This is a genomic window from Iodidimonas sp. SYSU 1G8 (assembly GCF_039655775.1).
Lineage (GTDB): Bacteria > Pseudomonadota > Alphaproteobacteria > SMXS01 > SMXS01 > RI-34.
Window position 1 is genome coordinate 1,390,156 of sequence record NZ_JBBYXJ010000001.1, and the last position, 15,072, is coordinate 1,405,227.

The following is a 15,072-nucleotide window of genomic DNA, read 5'->3' on the forward strand; positions in this document are numbered from 1 at the left end:
TGCGAGCGGCGTTGCTGCGGTGCTTTTTCAGCGCGGCACCGTCGACTAATCGTCTACGTACAGCGGGCGCGAGAGGCGCTAGTCTTCCACGATGGACATGGCGAACCCCTTCTTTCGGCTGAACCGCCGCGACGCGATGCGCCGCCTGGCCCTGACCGGTCTCGGCGCGGCCTGCGCCGCCGGAACGGGCGCTCTCTGGCTGCGCGCCGCGCAACAGGGCGCTTTCTCGAGCCAGACCGGGCCGGGCGGTTTCTTCCGCATCGACCATCAGCTGGGCTGGACCAAGGGCGTCCAGTTCGGCGGCAATTTCATCGCCCAGGAACTCGGGCTGTTCGAGCGCGAAAAGCTGGATGTCCGGTTCACCGCCGGCGGACCGGGCACGGACTATCGCACCTTGGTCTCCAGCGGCCGCGCCTTCGTCAGCGAGAGCAATCCACCCGGCATGATCGAGGCCGCGCTCAACGGCCAGCCTCTGGTAGCCTTCGCGGCCGTGTTCCAGCGTGACCCAGGCGCCATCATCAGCGCCGCCGACCGGCCGATCAATTCCCTGCGCGACATGATCGGCAAGACCATCGGCCTGCCCAACAGTATTCGCGGACAGGTCTCCGCGCTCCTTCGCCGTGCCGGCATGGACCCGGCCAGCGTCCGTTTCGTGCCGGTCGGCACCGACCCCAGCATGCTGGCGGCACGGCAGGTCGATGCGTATTTCAACTGGTCGACGACGGCCATCCCCGCGCTGAAGCTGTCAGGCTTCAATCCGCACGTTCTGCTGATGAGCGACATCGGCGTGCCCGGGTACGGCGAGTTGCTGATCGCCCGCCGCGACCGGCTGGAACAGGATTTCGACGTCTTCGTCCGCTATACCCGCGCGCTCATCGGCGGCTGGGGCTGGATGGTCGAGAACCCGCGCGAGGCGGCGCGGATCGTCGTCGAGAACTATGCGGAAGCCGGCCGCGATCTGCGCGAGCAGACCCTTCAGGCGGAAATGATGCGCGGCTACATCGCCCATGGCGACGCCCTCACCGAGGGTCTCCTCTGGGTCGGCCCGGACGTGTTCGAGGAGAATATCCGGCTGGCGCACGAAGCCGGCACCATTCCGGCCGGCCGCAAGATCGACGTCGAGAGCCTGTTCACCCAGGACGTGATCAAGGCCGCGCACGCGTCCCTCTGAACCGGCCAGCGATGCCGTTGCGGCATCACCCCCGATCCGAATTGGCATATCTGGTACACGCCGCGTTCGTGCAGACTGATCGTCATGAAGATCACTTCTCTCCTCACTCCCCCTGACCAACAGCTTCCGAGCGGCGACATGGCCCCACCCTTTCAGCTCGCGGTCCGCCAGATCACCAAGAGCTTCGATATCGACGGCCGTTCCGTGCAGGTGTTGGCGCCGACCGACCTGACCATCGCCGAGGGCGAGTTCGGCGCGCTGATCGGCCCGTCCGGCTGCGGCAAGTCGACCTTGCTGCGCATGGTGGCCGACATCCTGCCGCCGACCACGGGCACCATCACCATCGGCGGCCGTGAACCCGCCCGCGCCCGGCGCGACCACGAGATCGGCTTCGTCTTCCAGGACCCGACCCTGCTGCCCTGGCGGTCAGTGATTGAGAACATCAGGCTGCCGCTGGAAGTGGTCGGCGCGTCGGGCTGTCTGTCCGGCGCGACGCCGCAGGAACTGATCGATCTGGTCGGCCTGACCGGGTTCGAGCACGCCCGCCCCTCGCAGCTTTCCGGCGGCATGCAGCAACGCTGCGCCATTGCTCGCGCGCTGATCCTGTCGCCCAAGCTGCTGCTGCTCGACGAACCGTTCGGCGCGCTGGACGAGATCACCCGCTACCGCATGAACCTCGAGTTGCTGCGTATCAGGGCGGAGGCGCGGACCACCTCGCTGATGGTGACCCATTCCATCCAGGAGGCCGTCTTCATGGCCGACCGGGTTTTCGTTCTCGCGGCCCGTCCCGGCCGCATCGTCGACGTGGTGGAGGTCGACATCGAACGCCCGCGCCGGCTGTCGCAGATGAACGGTCCGGAATTCACCGAAGCCGTCGAGCGCGTGCGGCGCAGCCTGTTCGGCGATGCGATGGGGATGCTGGATGCCTGACGGACGCAGGCTCATCCTCCCCGCGCTGGTGCTGCTCGGCGCCGCGCTGCTGCTGGAAGCGGCGGTAGCGCTGGGAATGACGCCGGCCACCATCGCCCCGCCCAGCCGCATCGCCATGGCCCTCGCCGAGCACCGTTCGCTGCTGTGGTTCCATCTGGAGCCGACGCTGCTGGTGGCCGTCACCGGCTTCCTGATCGCCCTGACTCTGTCGCTGATGTGCGCCGTGCTGGTCTACCTCTTCAAGGCGGCGGAACCGGCTGTCGTCAGCATCGGCACCATTATCGACAGCATTCCCATGATCGCCATCTCACCGGTGCTGGTGATCTGGATGGGCCTGTCACTGCCGACCCGGATCACCATCACCGTGCTGATCTGCTTCTTTCCCATGTTCGTCGCGATCCTGCAGGGGCTGAAATCCGCCCCGGAGACGGCGGAGGAGATGTTCACCAATCTGGCCGCCACGCCCCTGCAGCGGTTCCGGCTGCTCGCCGTTCCCTATGCGCTGCCTTATCTGTTCGTCGGCCTCAAGATCGCGGCGCCGCTCGCCATGCTGGGCGCGCTGATCGCCGAATGGACCGGCGCCGAGCGCGGCCTGGGCGTCTTTATCCTGAACTCGCTGTTCGCCCTGCGGGTCACCGATCTCTGGGCTGGCGTGTTCACCGCCTGCGCCGTATCGACCAGCGCGTTCATGCTGGTGGTCCTGTTCGAGAAGCTGTCTCTCAACGGCGCCGCCGCCGACAGGCCGGAGACCGCATGAGCAGCGCGGCCCCGGTCTCCTCCCCGCACAATCCCTTCGCCGGCGCCGCCAAGCTGACGGCGCAGCGCATCGGCACGTTCGTGCTGCTGTTGCTGGGCCTGATGCTCATCTGGCAGGCGGTGGTCACCGTGTTCGGCATCCCGGCCTATCTGCTCCCGCCGCCCCATGCCGCGCTGGGCGCCCTGGTGAGCGAGGCAGGCAAGGTGGGCGGCGCGGCGCTCTTCACCATCATCTGTACCATCGCCGGCATGCTGATCAGCGTTGCCATCGCCATCGGCCTCGCCATCTCGTTCATCGCGTCCGAAGGACTCAGCCGGGCGCTGATGCCGCTGATCATCATCATCCGGACCGTGCCGATGATCGCCATCGCGCCGCTCATCATCCTGATCTTCGGACGCGGGCCGGGAAACACCATCGGCATGGTCGCCCTGCTGTCCTTCTTCCAGATCATGCTGGCCGCCAAGCGCGGCTTCCTGGCGCCGCCCTTCAACACGCTCGAGATGATGCACACCTATGGCGCCTCGTTCTGGCAGACCCAGCTGAAGATCAGGGTGCCGTTCGCCGTGCCCTACATCTTCACGGGTCTTCGCATCGCCGCCAGCTCGGCGATCCTGTGCGCCATGTTCGCGGAATGGCTCTCGGGCGCGCCGGGTCTCGGCACCCTGATCCTGGATTCCTATTCCACCCAGAATTTCCCCCTGATGTGGGCGACCGTGCTGACCAGCACCTGCGCCGCCTATCTGTTCTTCACCGCGACGCTCGCCATCGAGCGCCTTGTGCTGGACTGGAGCCGATGACCCAACCTCTTTCTGGCAAGACCGCGCTGATCACCGGCGCAACCCGCGGTCTGGGCCGCGAACTCGCGCTGGCGCTGGCGCGAGCCGGGGCCGATATCGCCGTGCTCGGCCGCGACGAGGCGACCGGCGAGATCACCGCCCAGGCGATCCGCGCTGAAGGCCGCCGTGCGCTTGTACTGGCCGCCGACGTCACGGATCAAACCGCCATGGAGGCCGCCGCCGCGCGCGCCGAAGCGGAATTCGGCGCCATTGACATTCTCGTCTGCACGGCCGGGATCGGGCTGCCGCGCATGCCGGTCTGGGAAAGTGACGCGGCAGGGTTCAATGCCTGCTTCGACGTGAACGTGCTCGGCGTCCTGCTGTCCCTGCGCGCCGTGATGCCGGGCATGATCGCGCGCGCATCGGGCCGGGTCGTCGTCATCGGCGGCACCTATGGCCACAAGGGCGTTGCCGGATTCGGCGTTTATGCCGCCTCGAAATGGGCGCTGCGCGGCCTGGTGAAGTCGGCGGCGCTCGACGCGGGCCCGCATGGCGTGACCGTGAACATGGTCGCTCCCGGCGGTGTCGACGGTGACCGGCTGCGCGGCGAATTCCGTAAATCGGCCGAGGCCAATGGCGAGACCGAGGACGAGGTGCTCGCGCGCTTTGTCAGCCGCAGCGCCCTGGGCCGCCTGGTGTCGGGCGAGGACGTGGCGGCGGCGGTACTGCATCTGGTCACCGGCGCGGGCCGGATGATGACCGGGCAGGACATCGTCGTCGACGCTGGAACGATAGTTTGAGCATGAGGCAGGAATGAACGATCTGAGCGCCTACCACCGCGACACACAGGCCCTGCATGCGGGGCGCGACCCGGATGCCAATGAGGGCGTGGTCAATCCGCCGGTCTATCACTGCTCGACGGTGATCTTCGAATCCGTCGAGGAACTGCTGGAGACCCGTCGCGACCGGGCCAGCGGCGCCTATGTGGGTTTCACCTACGGCCGGGAAGGCACCCCGACCACGCGTGCCTTCGAGGACGCGATCACCCTGCTCGAAGGCGGTTATCGGGCGGTCGTCACCTCGTGCGGCCTCGGCGCGATCTGCGCCTCGCTCACGGCGTTCCTGTCGGCGGGCGATCATCTGCTGATCGTCGACAGCCTCTATGGTCCCGCTCGCGCGTTCTGCGAGGACTTCCTGAAGAAGTTCGGCGTCGAGGTGACCTACTATCCGCCCTCGATCGGCGACGGTATCGAGGCGCTTTTCCAGCCCAACACCAAAGTGGTGTATCTGGAATCGCCCGGCTCGCTGACCTTCGAGATCACCGACGTGCCCGCCATCACCAGGCTGTGCCGGGCGCGCGGCATCACCACGATCATGGACAACACCTGGGGATCGCCCTTCTGCTTCAGGCCGCTGTCCCACGGCGTCGATGTCTCGATCAACGCCGCGACGAAATACATTTCGGGTCACAGCGACCTGATGCTCGGCATCGCGGTCTGCACCGAGGACAAGTTCATTCCGGTCAAGAAGACCGCGTCGGGATCAGGCTATTGCGGCGGCCCCGACGACATCTACATGGCGCTGCGCGGCCTGCGGACCCTGCCGCTGCGCATGCGGCAGCACCAGCAGAGCGCCACGAGAATCGCCACATGGCTGCAGGGACGGCCGGAAGTGGCGCGCGTGCTCTACCCCGCCCTGCCGGACGATCCGGGCCACGCGCTGTGGAAGCGGGACTTCACCGGCGCCTCGGGCCTGTTTGGCCTCGTCCTCAACGCCTGCACCGACCGTCAGCTTGCCGCCATGCTCGATCACATGAAGCTGTTCCGGCTGGGCTATTCCTGGGGCGGCTATGAAAGCCTCGCCGTTCCGACCTATCCATCGGACCTGCGTTCGGCCCAGAAATGGGAAGCGCCCGGGCCATCGATCCGGCTGCATGTGGGGCTGGAAAACGTCGACGACCTGATCGCCGATCTGGAAGCGGGCTTTGCCCGGCTGGCGGCGGCGGCATGAGTACGATCCGCATCGAAGCCGGACCGTTCGCCTTCACCGCGCGGCTTGAGGAAGCGCTCGCGCCGAAGACCTGCGCCGCCTTCCGCGCCATGCTGCCCTATGACGAGCGCCTGATCCATGTGCGCTGGAGCGGCGAAGGCTGCTGGATCCCCATGGGCGACCGGGTCTTCGACCTGCCCTGGGAGAATCACACCTCCTATCCGGCGCCGGGGCAGTTCATCTTCTATCCCGGCGGCGTCAGTGAAACCGAGATCCTGCTGGCCTATGGCAACGTGCGTTTCGCCAGCAAGTTCGGCCAGTTGCCGGGCAACCAGTTCCTGACCATCACCGAAGGGCTGGAAAACCTGCCGGAACTGGGTCGCATGATCCTGTGGCAAGGGGCGCAGCCCATCCGGTTCGGCGCGCCCGAATGATCCGCAAGCTCGCTTGGCTGTACATCGACCGCCGCCGCCTGCTCTGCGCGCGTACCGATGGCCGCAAGACGTTCTACGTCCCCGGCGGCAAGCCCGAGGCCGGCGAGAGCGACCTGGACGCGCTCGCGCGCGAAATCCGCGAGGAACTGGGCGTGTCGCTGATCCCGCTTTCCCTCGCGTTCCACGGCCATTTCGAAGCGCCGGCCGACGGCAAACCCGGCCTGGTCGTCGCGGTCGACGCCTATGAGGGCCGCTGCGACGGCACACCGGCGCCGTCCGGCGAAATCGCCGAGCTGCGCTTCCTCACGGCCAGCGACGCAGCGCCCGTCTCGGCGGTGACCCGCCTGATCCTCGACAGCCTCAAGGCCGACAATGTCATCGACTGAGCACCCCTTTCTGGACGGCACGGTCAAGCGGCTGCTGATCGATGGTCAATGGTGCGAGGCCCGGACGGGGCGCACCTTCGAGAGCCGCAATCCGGCGACCGGTGACCTCCTGGCCACCATCGCCGAAGGAGACGCCGCCGATATCGACCGGGCGGTCGCCGCCGCGCGCCGCGCCTTCGAAAGCGGGCCGTGGCCGCGCATGCTGCCCGCCGAGCGGCAAAACATCCTGCTGCGTCTCGCCGACCTGCTGGATGCGCGCTGCGAGGATTTCGCGCTCTTGGATACGCTCGACATGGGCTCGCCCATCCGCCACACGCAGGGCAGCGTCGGCCTGCTGGCCGGGGTGCTGCGCTACAATGCTGGTATGGCGCGCGCGCTGCACGGCGAGACGCTTCATCCCTCCGTGCCGGACATGTTCGCCGCCACCGTCAAGGAACCGGTCGGTGTCTGCGGCGCGATCATTCCCTGGAACGGCCCGCTCTGGGCGACGGTACTGAAGGTCGCGCCCGTGCTCGCGACGGGCTGCACGCTGGTGCTCAAGCCTGCCGAGGATGCCTCGCTGTCCCCGCTGCTGTTCGGCGCGCTTTGCCTCGAGGCAGGCGTGCCGCCGGGCGTGATCAACGTCGTGCCGGGCCATGGCGCCACCGCCGGCGCGGCGCTGGCCGCGCACCTCGACGTGGACAAGATGAGCTTCACCGGCTCGGAAGTGACGGGCCGCAAGATCGTCCAGGCATCGGCCGGCAATCTGAAGCGGCTTTCATTGGAGCTGGGCGGCAAGTCGCCCAACATCGTCTTCGCCGACGCCGACCTCGACGCCGCGGTGCCGGCCGCGGCCATCGCCGCCTTCGCCAATTCGGGTCAGGTCTGCAGCGCCGGGACGCGGCTTTTCGTGGAGCGCCCCATCGCCGAGGCGTTTGCCGCCGAAGTCGCGCGGTTCGCCGCCAACTTGCGGATCGGCGATGGCCGCGATCCGGAAACCGATCTGGGGCCGCTGGTGTCGGCGCGCCAGATGAGCCGCGTCGCGGGCTATATCGACGGCGCGCGGGCCGAGGGCGCGCGGGTCGTCTCCGGCGGCTGCCGCATGAGCGGCGCGCCCTGGGACGCCGGATATTTCATGCCCCCGACCGTGCTCGCCGACCTGTGCGACGAGATGCAGGTGGTGCGCGAGGAGGTGTTCGGTCCGGTCGTCAGCGTCCTGCCCTTCGACACCGCCGAGGAAGCCGTCCGGCGCGCCAACGCCACGCCCTTCGGGCTGGGCGCCGGTGTCTGGACCCGCGACCTCGCCCGGGCGCACCGCCTTGGCCGCGCCCTGCGCGCCGGGTCGGTCTGGGTCAACTGCTACAACATGATCGATCCCGCCGTGCCGTCGGGCGGCTACAAGGCCAGCGGCTATGGACGGGAATATGGCACCCTCCATTTGGAGGAACACCTGCAGGTGAAATCGTTGTGGTTCCGCACGGCCTGATCTGCGCCGCGCGAATACCCCCTCTGCGTATTCGATCAATAAAACATTCAGGGTTACAGATTTCGCCGTGACGAGATGGCGAACTCGTCAACAAATTTTCCAGTCCTCGCCGACCCCCGGTTTCAGCAACACCACTAGTCGCTTCGAGCAACAGCCAATCGGGTTTCTTTACGCCAGTATTACAGCATCGAAATCCTGCATGCCGGAGCCGAGATCATCGCCCCGGCAAGACCTGTAGACGGAGCGCGGCGCCCCATGATGAGCGAGGAGAAGAACAGGCTGATCACCCAGACCGGGGCAGGCACGGGCGGCGGAACCCTGCTGCGCCGCTACTGGCAGCCTGTGGCGCTTTCGCTCGAACTGGACGGCCCGCGTCCGGTCAAGCCGGTCCGGGTGCTGGGCGAGAACCTGGTATTGTTCCGCGACGAGGCGGGACAGATCGGCCTGATCGACCGCCATTGCCCGCACCGGGCGGCGGATTTGGCCTATGGCAGGCTTGAAGATGGCGGCCTGCGCTGCCTGTTCCACGGCTGGCTGTTCGGCGTCGATGGGCGCTGCCTCGACACGCCCGCCGAGCCGGCGCACCGCAAACTTCACGAGCGTATCCGGGCCCGCGCCTACCCGGTCCGGGAGAGGGGCGGCATCATTTTCGCCTATCTGGGCGACCGGGAACCGCCCGCTTTCCCCGCCCTTGACTGCTTTTCGGCACCGGAAAGCCACATTTTCGCCTTCAAAGGGCTCATGGAATGCAACTGGTTGCAGGCTTTGGAGGTCGGAATCGACCCGGCGCACGCCTCGTTCCTGCACCGCTTCTTCCATGACGAGGGCGCCGACGACACATACGGCCGACAGTTCCGCGCGAACTCCGCGAACAGCGACATGCCCATGACTCGGGTGCTGCGCGACTACCCTCGACCGCGCATCGACGTGGAGCGTTCGGAGATCGGGCTGCGGCTCAGCGCGCGGCGGGAGATCGACGGGGGGCACACCCATATCCGGGTGACCAATCTGCTGTTCCCGCAGGCGTTCGTCATTCCCATGTCGCCGGAGATGACGATCACCCAGTGGCATGTGCCGGTGGATGACGAGAACTGCTACTGGTACGCCATCTTCACCAGCTTCACCGGGCCGGTGGACAAGGAGGAGATGCGCCGCCAGCGGCTGCAGCTCTATACCCTGCCCGATTATCGCCCGCGCGTCGGGCGGCACAATGCCTATGGCTACGATCTGGGCGAGCAGCTGGCGCAGACCTATACGGGCATGGGCCACGACATCAACGTCCACGACCAGTGGGCGGTGGAATCGCAGGGGCGCATTCAGGACCGGACGCGCGAGAACCTGGGCACGACGGACAAGGGCATCGTCGCCTACCGGCGGCTGCTGATGGCGGAAATCCGCAAGGCCTCGGCCGGTGAGCCGGTGCTGCTGGAGATCGGCGAGGCCGAGGCCGCCGCGATCACCGGGCCGGCGACCATCGACGGGATCGGCCCGACCGACGAGTGGGAGACGTACTGGCGCGACGCCGACCGCACCCGGCGCGAGGCCGCGCCCTGGTTCCCCGCTCCCGCCGAGGAAGCCAGCGCCCGATGAGCTTCATCGCCCGCCATGATCTCTGGACCGACGCGCAGCGCCGCATGGCAGGCGAGCTGATGGCCCGCATCGAGCGGGACAAGATCGAGATCGTCCGGCTGTCCTTTCCCGACCTGCACGGCATCCTGCGCGGCAAGGCCCTGTTGCCGGACTCGCTGCCGGCGGCCCTGCGCGACGGCGTCTCGCTGACGTCGACCCTGCTGATGAAGGACACCTCGCACAAGACCGTGGTGCCCGTGTTCAGCGCGGATGCGGGGATCGGCATGCCGGAGATCCAGGGCGGGCGGGACATGATCATGGTGCCGGACCCGGCCAGTTTCCGGGTGCTGCCCTGGGCGGCCAATACGGGCTGGATGCTGTGCGACCTCTATTTCCCGGACGGCCGCAAGGTGCCGTTCGCCACGAGGCATCTGTGCCGCGACATGCTGGCGCGGCTCCGCGAGGCCGGATACGGCTTCATGTCGGGGCTCGAGGTCGAGTTCCACATCACCCGCATGGCCGACGCGCGGCTGGCGCTCGAGGATGCCGGGCAGCCTGGGACGCCGCCGGAGGTGAGCCTGCTGCATCAGGGCTACAACTACCTGACCGAGATCACCCTGGACCGGATGGAGCCGATCCTGGAGATCCTGCGCCGCGATCTGGTGGCGCTGGGGCTGCCGCTATCGTCCATCGAGGTGGAGTTCGGGCCAAGCCAGTGCGAATTCGTCTTCCGCGCCGCCGCCGGCATGCAGCCGGCCGACGACATGGTGCTGTTCCGCAGCGCCGTGAAGCAGATCTGCACGCGGCATGGCTATCACGCCAGCTTCATGTGCCGCCCGGCCCTGCCGCAGGCCATGTCGAGCGGCTGGCACATGCACCAGTCGCTGACCGACCTTACGGGCGGCAATGCCTTCGCGCCGGCGGCCAATGAGGATGGTCCGCTCTCGGCGCTGGGCATGCACTATCTGGCGGGACTGCTGGACGGGGCCGCCGAGGCCGTCGCCTTCACGACGCCGACGGTGAATGGCTACAAGCGCTACCGCGCCAACTCGCTCGCGCCCGACAGGATCGCCTGGGCGCGCGACAATCGCGGCGCGCTGCTGCGTGTCATCGAGGGCACCAGCCCGGCGGCGTGCCGCATCGAGAACCGCGCGGGAGAACCGGCCGCCAACCCGTATCTCTATCTGGCCTCGCAGGCCGCGACGGGTCTCGCCGGCATTCGCGCGGGCGCACAGCCGCCCGCCGCCGTGGACGCGCCCTACCAGAGCGAGGCGCGCATGCTGCCGACCAGCCTGGAGGCGGCGCTGGCCACGCTGCAGCACGGCGCGATCCTGCGCGGCGCCTTCGGCGACGGCTTCATCGAGTATTACCTGACGATCAAGAAGGCCGAAGTGGCCCGTTACAACGCGCATGTATCCGATTGGGAACAGCGCGAATACTTTGGATTATTTTAATATGAGTGGGCGCTCGCAGTGATGACTCGAAGAAATATTGCAAACAACAAGGGTGTGGGTGGTCGACTAAACGGGGTCATCGCCAGCAACGGGAGCGTCACCATGAAACGCAAGACCAATATTTCCGGCAACACAAGGGACGGAAACACGACAAGGCGGGCCCTCAACCGGCTCGCCGCCACCTCGGCGCTGATCCTGATCGCGCCGTTCGCCCAGCCTGCCTGGGCCCAGGAGACGCAAGTCGCCGACGCGGCGCCGCCGCCTTCCGCCGGGGGCGGATCGCAGATGGCGCCGGATTCGGTGATCGTCACGGCCCAGCGCCGCGAGGAAAACATCCTCAAGGTGCCGCTGTCGGTGACCAGCTATTCGCCCGAGATCATGGACAAGCAGGGCGTGCGCGACATCAACGACATCTCGCGCCTGACGCCCAGCCTGCGCTTCACCCGCACCGCGGGCGTGGCCGGCAACAATGGCGCCAACATCTCCATCCGCGGCGTGTTCTCGGACGTGGGATCGGCGACCACCGCCATCTATATCGACGAAACGCCGATCCAGATCCGCAGCGTCGGCTATTTCAGCGGCAATCCCTATCCCCGCGTGTTCGACCTGGACCGCGTCGAAGTGCTGCGCGGCCCGCAGGGCACCCTGTTCGGCGCGGGCGCCATGGGCGGCGCGGTGCGCTTCATCACCAAGCAGCCCAGCTTCAGCGATGTCAGCATCTATGGCAGGAGCGAAATCTCCACCACCAAGAACGGCAGCGAGAGCTACGAGGCGGGCGCGGCGCTGGGCATGCCGATCAACGACAAGGTCGCCTTCCAGGCCAGCGCCTGGTACCGCCATGATGGCGGCTACATCGACCGGGTCGCGCCGGTGACCCAGGCCCCGGTGGAGAAGGACATCAACTCCGAGGACACCTATGCCGCCCGGCTGGCGTTCGGTTTCCGGCCCACGGACAATCTAACCATCACGCCGTCGATCTATTACCAGCGGCTCGAGAGCGAGGGCCGCGACCAGTACTGGGAGCAGTACACCGACACGCGGACCAGCGACTACAAGACCGGCATCTACAACAGCGAGCCCAGCCAGGATGAGTTCTACCTGGCGGCCGTGAAGATCGAATATGATCTGGACAGCATCTCGATCATCTCCAACACGTCCTACTTCGATCGCGACCAGAGCCAGACGCTCGACTACATCACCTATCTGAGCTCGCTGCGCAGCGGCAATCCGTTCGGCTTCTATGGCAACAAGGATCCATCGAACGGCACGGCCAACCAGGACACCGGCCAGCAGAACTTCACCCAGGAAATCCGCATCCAGTCGACGGACACGGACGCCTTCATCTCGTGGCTGGTGGGCGGCTATTATTCCAACGCCAAGCAATGGTTCCAGAACCTGTCGGAATCCGGCCGCATCCCCGGCACCATCTCGGCCGGCTTTCCCCAATATCTCGGCCGCTACAACCTGATCGAGCAGATCCGGGCCAAGGACGAGCAGTTCGCCGGCTTCGGCAGCATCGACGTGCGGCCGACCGACGCCCTCAAGCTGACCGCCGGCTTCCGCTATACCAAGAACACCTTCGACTTCTGGAACCTGCGCGACGGCCCGACCAACAGCGGCGTGGAGACCATCGATGCCGCCATCCAGAAGGGCTCGGCGTTCACGCCCCGCTTCGTCGCCTCCTATGACCTGACCGAGCGCAACATGCTCTATGCGGCGGCCAGCAAGGGCTTCCGGCAGGGCGGCGGCCAGCGCCTCGTCGATCCCAACTTCTGCGCCGCCGATCTGGCGACGCTCGGGCTGACGCAGAGCCCGCGCGATTTCCAGTCCGATACGCTGTGGAGCTATGAAGTCGGCACCAAGAATTCGCTGATGAACGGCAAGCTGGTCATCGACATCAACGCCTTCATGATCAAGTGGAAGAACATCCAGCAGGTCATCCGCCTGCCGACCTGCAGCTTCTCCTTCGTGGCCAATCTGGGCAACGCCACCGCCAAAGGCGTCGACGCCTCGATCTCCTACATGCCGTTCGACGGCCTGACCCTGAACGCCAATTTGGGCTACAACCAGAACAAGTACAATCAGGACGTGTTCGGCGGCAACGGCCTGCTGCTGCGCGGCGAAGGCGACTATATCGGCGGGCCGAACTTTACCGGCTCGGTCTCCGGCCAGTACGATTTCGACATCGGCGACGGCACGGAAGGCTATATCCGCGCCGACTACAGCTTCGCCGGCAAGAACAACGACCCCAACCCGCTGGTCTTCGGCTATGACGCCAACCTGCCGGCCCTGGGCAGCACCCACTATGTCTCCATGCGGGCCGGCGTGCGGTTCTCCAACATCGACCTGTCGGTGTTCGTCGACAATCTGACCAACACCAAGGCGCCGCTGTCCCGCTCGCACGACACGCTGACGTCATCGCTCTACTACGTGGAATCCTATCGTCCGATGACCGTCGGCCTGACGGTCCACTACCGCTACTGAGCGGCGAGGCGCCGCAGGCACCCGCCTCGGCGCACTCCCGCAGGGCCAGAGGGGCCGCCCGGCAACGGGCGGCCCCTTTTTTTGCTGGTGATTGTAGGTTTTGCATATCCAGGCTTCAAAAGGCCTGCGGGTAGAGCCGCCTCTGGCTCGGCGATGCCGCTCGCATATCGTTTATGCTGCCCCAGAGGGTGTGGCAAACGGGCACTGGTGCAGAGAACTATAATTAAGCCGAGTCCGGCCGACGCTTGAAGCCCAATATAGCCCAGTAGAATCCGCCACCTAGCAACAGAACCGCCAGTGGCGGAAGCAGGGCTTGCTGCGCCAACGACAACGCTGCTTCTAACCTGTAGTTGGTATTCGTGTCGGCCTTCGGAGAATTCACAGGAACCCAGTCATCCACCACATAGCCCGGCGGGAGCTTCGCAATTCTTTCTAACTCTTCGGTGGAAAGCTTCGATGGATCGTCTGATAGCGGAGGCGCAAGCACATATACAGGCGCTGTCCCCAACACGTGCGGGGTATCGTCAGACGCGATGGAAACGAATACCAGCCAGATTGCCGAAAGGACCAGCCAGACACGTAACAGTCCACGCCCCCAACTCATTCCGCACTCCCCTGCTTCCCGGTCTTGGCCGGAGCCGTGCACTTCATAGTCTCGCGGATTTCCACCTCATCCTCACCGCAACTCGCTTCTCGATAGGCGTCGACGAAACAGTCACGCTGGGAACTTGGGGCCGATTCCAGCATTTCTGGCTTCTTCAGCTAGGGTGACACTGCACTTAATCATTCTGTCAGCATCATTCTTTCAGCGCCGTGTGGCAGGGCAAGAATAAAGACGGCGGCGAGACGAGAGATGTCCCACTATCGCCCGATAGCCTTTCCACTAATTGAGTGCACTGTCACCGGAATCTTGGCTAATTGCTATACAGGAACGCGACTGGGTCTGGTGGGGCGGTGAGAAGTCAGAAAATATGGGGCGCATCGTTCTAGATGTGACGGGTATTCCACCTCGGATCGATGCTTTTAGGCAAATCTTGCTGGCTGCCGGTGCTCAGATTTTATCCGAGGAAGACGATTGGGTATAAACGCGTTCGGTGGGCAGCATCGTGTTTGCAAGATCAAGTTGACCCCGCTCGACAAGGCCGTGAATCGTGTGCGTAAGATCGGTGATGTCCGTGATCTTTTGAATCCACTGGCTAACGTAAAGCGGTACCGCTTCGCCACCGACCCCGACTTGAATTGTACGATACGATAGCGGTTGAAGGAGCAGATCGCGCTCGGGGTCCCATTGAATCCGAACCGGCGAATCTGCCTTCAGCTTGGCCCATTCCTCTTTGCTCATCGAAGGCTCCGGGCGGCTCGCGCAACTGTGTGACAAGGCCCAATCAAAGCCTTCGCGGGCGATGTCGATCGCCAAAATCCGGCTTTGCCCCGCATCTTTGCAGCCCCATCCTGCGCGATACATCATCCATAGGAATGACGGTTTGATCCACGTCATCCGAGTCATGCTGAAGGGGGGTGACACGAACGTGCCGGCAGCCAGAGCGGTGTCGGCAATCTTGTCGTTATAGGCCTGATAAACGCGGATCGTACGCTCGTCAAAGAAGGCCCGAATCTGATTATTCGACGTAAAATTCATAGTCGAGTAGCATTTACA

Annotated in this window: 14 protein-coding genes; 12 read left to right on the forward strand and 2 right to left on the reverse strand. The window is 65.5% G+C overall.

Going from position 1 to position 15,072, the window contains the following annotated elements:
* Window positions 1-97 precede the first annotated feature (97 nt).
* The 12 genes from WJU17_RS06710 to WJU17_RS06765 all read left to right on the forward strand — a co-directional run bounded on the left by WJU17_RS06710 (window position 98) and on the right by WJU17_RS06765 (window position 13,415).
* Entirely contained in the window at window positions 98-1,171 is a 1,074-nt protein-coding gene (locus WJU17_RS06710) for an ABC transporter substrate-binding protein (RefSeq protein ID WP_346326564.1), read from the forward strand.
* 138 nt (window positions 1,172-1,309) lie between these two features.
* Window positions 1,310-2,101, forward strand: a complete 792-nt coding sequence (locus WJU17_RS06715) for an ABC transporter ATP-binding protein (RefSeq protein ID WP_346326565.1) — start codon at window positions 1,310-1,312, stop codon at window positions 2,099-2,101.
* Complete coding sequence (locus WJU17_RS06720; RefSeq protein ID WP_346326566.1) at window positions 2,094-2,858, forward strand: ABC transporter permease subunit; 765 nt, start codon at window positions 2,094-2,096, stop codon at window positions 2,856-2,858. The genes WJU17_RS06715 and WJU17_RS06720 overlap by 8 nt, the downstream gene beginning before the upstream one ends.
* Entirely contained in the window at window positions 2,855-3,655 is an 801-nt protein-coding gene (locus WJU17_RS06725; protein WP_346326567.1) for an ABC transporter permease subunit, read from the forward strand. Before WJU17_RS06720 ends, WJU17_RS06725 begins: the two co-directional genes overlap by 4 nt.
* Window positions 3,652-4,434 (forward strand): SDR family NAD(P)-dependent oxidoreductase, encoded by a 783-nt coding sequence (locus WJU17_RS06730; protein WP_346326568.1) that lies wholly within the window; start codon window positions 3,652-3,654, stop codon window positions 4,432-4,434. Before WJU17_RS06725 ends, WJU17_RS06730 begins: the two co-directional genes overlap by 4 nt.
* A 13-nt stretch (window positions 4,435-4,447) precedes the next feature.
* Window positions 4,448-5,644, forward strand: a complete 1,197-nt coding sequence (metC, locus tag WJU17_RS06735; protein ID WP_346326569.1) for a cystathionine beta-lyase — start codon at window positions 4,448-4,450, stop codon at window positions 5,642-5,644.
* Window positions 5,641-6,057 carry a DUF3830 family protein gene (locus WJU17_RS06740; protein ID WP_346326570.1) on the forward strand — a complete coding sequence of 139 codons (417 nt, stop codon included), beginning with the start codon at window positions 5,641-5,643 and terminating at the stop codon, window positions 6,055-6,057. The genes metC and WJU17_RS06740 overlap by 4 nt, the downstream gene beginning before the upstream one ends.
* Window positions 6,054-6,443, forward strand: coding sequence for an NUDIX domain-containing protein (locus tag WJU17_RS06745; RefSeq protein WP_346326571.1), 390 nt, complete (start codon window positions 6,054-6,056; stop codon window positions 6,441-6,443). The genes WJU17_RS06740 and WJU17_RS06745 overlap by 4 nt, the downstream gene beginning before the upstream one ends.
* Entirely contained in the window at window positions 6,430-7,908 is a 1,479-nt protein-coding gene (locus WJU17_RS06750; RefSeq protein ID WP_346326572.1) for an aldehyde dehydrogenase family protein, read from the forward strand. Before WJU17_RS06745 ends, WJU17_RS06750 begins: the two co-directional genes overlap by 14 nt.
* A gap of 255 nt (window positions 7,909-8,163) precedes the next feature.
* A complete protein-coding gene (locus WJU17_RS06755; RefSeq protein ID WP_346326573.1) occupies window positions 8,164-9,498 on the forward strand; it encodes an aromatic ring-hydroxylating dioxygenase subunit alpha in 1,335 nt (444 codons plus the stop codon).
* A complete protein-coding gene (locus tag WJU17_RS06760; protein WP_346326574.1) occupies window positions 9,495-10,931 on the forward strand; it encodes a glutamine synthetase family protein in 1,437 nt (478 codons plus the stop codon). Before WJU17_RS06755 ends, WJU17_RS06760 begins: the two co-directional genes overlap by 4 nt.
* 102 nt (window positions 10,932-11,033) lie before the next feature.
* Window positions 11,034-13,415, forward strand: coding sequence for a TonB-dependent receptor (locus WJU17_RS06765; RefSeq protein ID WP_346326575.1), 2,382 nt, complete (start codon window positions 11,034-11,036; stop codon window positions 13,413-13,415).
* A gap of 223 nt (window positions 13,416-13,638) precedes the next feature.
* Here WJU17_RS06765 and WJU17_RS06770 read toward each other — a convergent pair whose 3' ends face one another.
* Together WJU17_RS06770 and WJU17_RS06775 are read right to left on the reverse strand one after the other, a co-directional pair.
* Window positions 13,639-14,019, reverse strand: a complete 381-nt coding sequence (locus WJU17_RS06770; protein ID WP_346326576.1) for a hypothetical protein — start codon at window positions 14,017-14,019, stop codon at window positions 13,639-13,641.
* Window positions 14,020-14,466: 447 nt separating this feature from the next.
* Window positions 14,467-15,054, reverse strand: coding sequence for a DUF4291 domain-containing protein (locus WJU17_RS06775; protein WP_346326577.1), 588 nt, complete (start codon window positions 15,052-15,054; stop codon window positions 14,467-14,469).
* Between the last annotated feature and the right edge of the window lie 18 nt (window positions 15,055-15,072).

Excerpts from the sequence above, each read along its gene's own strand:
- WJU17_RS06710 (WP_346326564.1), top strand. The coding sequence starts at position 98 with ATGGCGAACCCCTTCTTTCGGCTGAACCGCCGCGACGCGATGCGCCGC.
- WJU17_RS06715 (WP_346326565.1), top strand. The coding sequence starts at position 1,310 with ATGGCCCCACCCTTTCAGCTCGCGGTCCGCCAGATCACCAAGAGCTTC.
- WJU17_RS06720 (WP_346326566.1), top strand. The coding sequence starts at position 2,094 with ATGCCTGACGGACGCAGGCTCATCCTCCCCGCGCTGGTGCTGCTCGGC.
- WJU17_RS06725 (WP_346326567.1), top strand. The coding sequence starts at position 2,855 with ATGAGCAGCGCGGCCCCGGTCTCCTCCCCGCACAATCCCTTCGCCGGC.
- WJU17_RS06730 (WP_346326568.1), top strand. The coding sequence starts at position 3,652 with ATGACCCAACCTCTTTCTGGCAAGACCGCGCTGATCACCGGCGCAACC.
- metC (WP_346326569.1), top strand. The coding sequence starts at position 4,448 with ATGAACGATCTGAGCGCCTACCACCGCGACACACAGGCCCTGCATGCG.
- WJU17_RS06740 (WP_346326570.1), top strand. The coding sequence starts at position 5,641 with ATGAGTACGATCCGCATCGAAGCCGGACCGTTCGCCTTCACCGCGCGG.
- WJU17_RS06745 (WP_346326571.1), top strand. The coding sequence starts at position 6,054 with ATGATCCGCAAGCTCGCTTGGCTGTACATCGACCGCCGCCGCCTGCTC.
- WJU17_RS06750 (WP_346326572.1), top strand. The coding sequence starts at position 6,430 with ATGTCATCGACTGAGCACCCCTTTCTGGACGGCACGGTCAAGCGGCTG.
- WJU17_RS06755 (WP_346326573.1), top strand. The coding sequence starts at position 8,164 with ATGATGAGCGAGGAGAAGAACAGGCTGATCACCCAGACCGGGGCAGGC.
- WJU17_RS06760 (WP_346326574.1), top strand. The coding sequence starts at position 9,495 with ATGAGCTTCATCGCCCGCCATGATCTCTGGACCGACGCGCAGCGCCGC.
- WJU17_RS06765 (WP_346326575.1), top strand. The coding sequence starts at position 11,034 with ATGAAACGCAAGACCAATATTTCCGGCAACACAAGGGACGGAAACACG.
- WJU17_RS06770 (WP_346326576.1), bottom strand. The coding sequence starts at position 14,019 with ATGAGTTGGGGGCGTGGACTGTTACGTGTCTGGCTGGTCCTTTCGGCA.
- WJU17_RS06775 (WP_346326577.1), bottom strand. The coding sequence starts at position 15,054 with ATGAATTTTACGTCGAATAATCAGATTCGGGCCTTCTTTGACGAGCGT.